The organism is Aquiflexum sp. (genome assembly GCF_041751335.1).
In the GTDB taxonomy this organism is placed as follows: Bacteria; Bacteroidota; Bacteroidia; order Cytophagales; family Cyclobacteriaceae; genus Aquiflexum.
In genome coordinates, this window is record NZ_JBGSXS010000277.1 from 1 (window position 1) to 4346 (window position 4346).

Sequence of the window (4346 nt, forward strand, 5' to 3'; positions counted from 1 at the left end):
CAAAAGCCAACAGGATAAAAATCAGAAACCAGTAACCGAGGTTATTATAAATGCGGGTTGTTTGGAGGGTGGTGGGCATACATCAATTTTGATGTATAATGTAGATAATTAAAACGTTATGATCTATTTTTTAGGACCAATGCAATCAAATATTGTCCGAATGGACTTGTTTTTTTTCCAAAGCAAATATTGCAACAAAGGTTTATATCCAGAAAATTTATCTGGCCTAGAAATTGAACCCATAATTTTATGTAAGGGTTTTTTATAATAAGACGGCGTAAGCAAACCTGAAAACAATTTCGGTTACTTTAATCCATTAACTTTAAACCAAAGAAAAATGAAAACTTTTATTTATTCAATTTGCATTTTATGCCTGACTTTTTTCCAACAAATAACAGCCAATGCGCAGGCAATTATTGATCTTGAAACAGGTGCTGTATTTAATGGTTATAATGATGTTCGGATTTCTGGGGATCAGGGGACACTTTTTTCTTTGACAGATGATCTGAATTCTCAGACAAAAGCATTTTATCGTTTGAGGGCGAGTTACATTATAAAATCTCGGCACTTCATTTCAGTGTTATACGCTCCGCTTGAAACCCAATCACAAGGTAGTGTGGCCAATGACATTTTCTTCGAAGGTGAAACATTTGCTGCCAATACCCCGCTTACCAGTACTTATAAGTTCAATTCATACAGATTGACTTACCGATACGAGATAGTCCAAAATCCCAGGTTTGAGTTTGGCTTAGGGGCTACCGCGAAAATCAGGGATGCCAGAATCGGGCTTTCTTCGGATGACCTGGCATCGGAGAAAACCAATGTAGGTTTTGTACCCATTATAAATTTAAGGCTTTTGTGGAAACTCGATGATGGGTTTGGTCTACTTTTAGATGGGGATGCATTGGCTGCACCACAGGGAAGGGCGGTGGATGCATTGGCTGCCGTAACCTATAATTTGTCTGACAACTTGATGATTCGGGCCGGCTACAGGATTTTGGAGGGTGGTGCTGATAATAATGAAGTGTATAATTTTTCTTTGTTCCACTATGCTTCCGTGGGTATATCTTATTCTTTTTTGAGATAGAGATGTTTTAAGTTTGGATGGGATCAAATGGTAATTCTTCGCCACACTTTGTCCCATCTAGGTGTAGTATAAACGTTTGATCGAGGAACCGGGTGTAATTTGAAATTACACCCTTCTATCATACCAATTTGCAATTGGTTTTCAAATCTATTTGTCTTGATTTCTTCTTAGAAATTGAATTACAAATTCAAAATAATAGGAAGGCGTAATTACAAATTACGCCTAGCGCCAACGCAATTTTTGACCAAATTCCCCCTATTTTCTGTAATATAAACGTTTGATGCTTGACTGGGTGGATGCCAATAGCTATCGGCATGTAATTCCACCCCCCTGAGAAAAAAAAATTGAAAGTAGTTGATGACTTTTTATCGGGAGATCGATGATTGAGTAACAAATCTAAATTCCGATGAAAAATTTTAAACTCAAACTCCTTTTTAGCATCGTTTTCTCGATTCTGGTTTTCGCATGTGGCGAGACAGATGAACTACCTCTGATCACTCCTCCCGAAGATGCCAATCTGGCCAAAACAGTGGATGTCCAGATTAACCTGCCACCGGGCTCAAATTTAGATTTAACAAAAAGTACGCTTTCTTCAGGTCTGATGAGTTTCCCGGTAGATGCCACTGGCAAATCCAAAGCTGTTCTTCCAGATAGTCTGACTAGACTTGTCTATTTGCTTGACCGTTCAAATAACATTGTCCTAATGGGTTTACTTGATAAACAAAACCTTAAGCTTTCAGCTGAGACCTCAGCTCAAGCGTTGTTTTACCTTGGCTCAGGAATTTTTTATTTCCCAAAAGAAGTTGTGGACAACTTTATCAATCCCTCCATGCCACTTCCTGGTTTTGAGGAATTCAAAACTAAGGTTGCTAGCGGATTGGAGAATGACATGCTGTACATTCAGAATCTAAAATTCGAACAGGACCTATCCCAATTATTGGCCATTTACTCGAAAGAATCCGAAGTCCTCGATATCCGAGCAAGGCAGATCAATGTAGATCCCAACGGTTTTCAAAGCGGAATCCAAGTATTTGAGCATGATGCATTAAATATCAAAATAGCTAACCACTATCGAAGAATTGGTAAAGCTTTTCTTTATAAAACCTCCTACAAGCCTAAAGGGTCCAAAGAAGAAATAATCTTGATTCCCAGGATCGGACTTGGTCAAGCAGCAGAGTCGTCATCCAATGTCGATGGAACCAACGCTTTTAGCAGTACGCTGGGTACCATTGTAGATCAACTCAGTGGAAAAGGGATGGAATATGCCCGTAAAGAAACTGATCCTATTCCTCTAGCTCTTGGGGACAACGAGGACGAGGCAACTTATAAGGTTAGAGTCGTCGGAACGGCTTTTCGTCCAGATGGCTCTCCAACCATGACCACCATAGAAAAAACTGCTTGGCAGAAGTTAATGCTCAGACAATTTTACGTGGACTTTATCCTTCCCATACTCTCGGAAGTCTTTTCTGAGATTAAAGGTACAGGAGATCCCGGTTTTGCTTTCGATGCATTTGAAACCACAGTTTCACAATCTCCATTAATCATGGATTTGGTCTTGAGTGGTAATTTCAAGAAAGCAGCAGAAGATTTTTTAAAGTTCTTGTTGGTTGACAAAGGAGGGCAAGAACTGCAAGAGCGATTTATTAAAGCAATTGTCGACAAATATAAGAACCAAAATAGTCCTACTTGGATAGACCTAAACAGAGATTATACCAATGCGGCTTCTGTAGATATGTATGTGAAACTAATCAAAGCAGTCGAAATGTGTGTAAAACTCTTGGACATAGGCAAATTGACTACTGAGTTGGTCATTTCTGACCGAATCGTCGAATTCACCGCAAAAGCCCGGAGAACTGACGTGAAAATCACTCCTCCACAAGAAACAACTGTTCCTTTTGCCTCTGTGCCTTTGAAAGCGGAAACAAAGACTCAATTATCAGAAGGACAATCATTCTTATATATCTGGTCCACTACCGGCAAATACGGGATAATGACAGCCAATGGTGGGCTCAAAGGGCCCAAAATAGAAACTAGTCAGGCAACTGTCAATTTCAGAAGCGAAACAAACGCTGCCGATCTTGGAGAAAATAATTATGAAACGGTGACTGTGGAAGTTTATGTAAAAAAAGGAGTCGATTTGACATTGATAGGTGATGCAAAAGCAACCATCAATGTGAAAAAGCAGAAACTTTTCATGAAGCCGGATGGGATCGTTTTGAGTGGCAAACAGAAGCAATCGGTGAGAATGTATCTGGAGCGTAGTGACAATGTCAATGATATAGTCAGTACAAATGCCTTGGAGTACAAAGTGGAATGGTCAACCGAAGGAAAATTCGGAATGTTTTATGGCAACAGTACCATTGCCACCACAAGAGGCAATGCTATCAACTACCAAGCACTCGATGGAGACATCAAAGAAGGGGTTGAAGAGATCAAAGCGAGTGTCTATTTTAGAGTTCCTGGCTCAGGTGAATGGACCCTACGCGAAGAAGTGATAGGTAAAGTGAAAGTAAATAATGACCCAAAGAAAATAATACTAAATGTCCCTGTGACGGCGAAAGATTATTTATATGAGTATGTTCCAGGAGCCTTTTCAAATGGAGTTCATGCTTTAGTGATTGTTCCAGTCCATGAAGATGCGAAAACGTACACGGTGACAACTTATGGATTTAAAACCGCCTATAAGCACCCTTATGAAGGACGTACTGTCTCTTGGGCAAATGGAGGGTACCCGCCAAGTCATTACGGATGGCCACTTGGTGACACTCGATATTATATTTATCAAAACAGTTATTACTATTCTTTAGGAGCGACTTGGTGTAGTGGAGAGTGCCCAGATGCGATTCCAGGATGGATCGCAAGTTCGTTGGCTGCCGGTGGACTGGCAAACATCGTAATCACTTTAAAATAAAATGTTGGATTTGGTTTAGTTAGATTTTAAAAAGGCTGAGATTCGTTTGATTTCAGCCTTTATTTCATGAATCTGTCCTCGGTCTTCCATCTTCAATAGCAAAAAAAGCTTACTGGCATCATTACGGATATACCCCCCGCTGAGTGTAGTATGACGTTTGATTGAGGGACTGGGTGAAATTTGTAATTCCACCCTTTTATCTTTTCAAATTTGCAATTGGATTCAATAGAGAAAGCTTTAAACTCAGGGATGAGGAATTAAAAATCTTTCATGCTCGAATAGTTTCAAAAATTAAGTATTTTAGGAATAGTAAATTACTATACCTATATGAAAAAGATATTCATGGTC

General features: G+C 39.5%; 2 protein-coding genes. Both read left to right on the forward strand.

Annotation, left to right across the window (positions count from 1 at the left end; all coding sequences use genetic code 11):
- Nucleotides 1–337: 337 nt before the first annotated feature.
- Entirely contained in the window at nt 338–1087 is a 750-nt protein-coding gene (locus tag ACEW8U_RS15595) for a hypothetical protein (RefSeq protein WP_373522981.1), read from the forward strand.
- Nucleotides 1088–1493: 406 nt separating this feature from the next.
- Complete coding sequence (locus ACEW8U_RS15600) at nt 1494–3998, forward strand: hypothetical protein (RefSeq protein WP_373522982.1); 2505 nt, start codon at nt 1494–1496, stop codon at nt 3996–3998.
- Nucleotides 3999–4346 lie beyond the last annotated feature (348 nt).

Coding starts and splice junctions, on each gene's coding strand:
- ACEW8U_RS15595 (WP_373522981.1), top strand. CDS start 338: ATGAAAACTTTTATTTATTCAATTTGCATTTTATGCCTGACTTTTTTC.
- ACEW8U_RS15600 (WP_373522982.1), top strand. CDS start 1,494: ATGAAAAATTTTAAACTCAAACTCCTTTTTAGCATCGTTTTCTCGATT.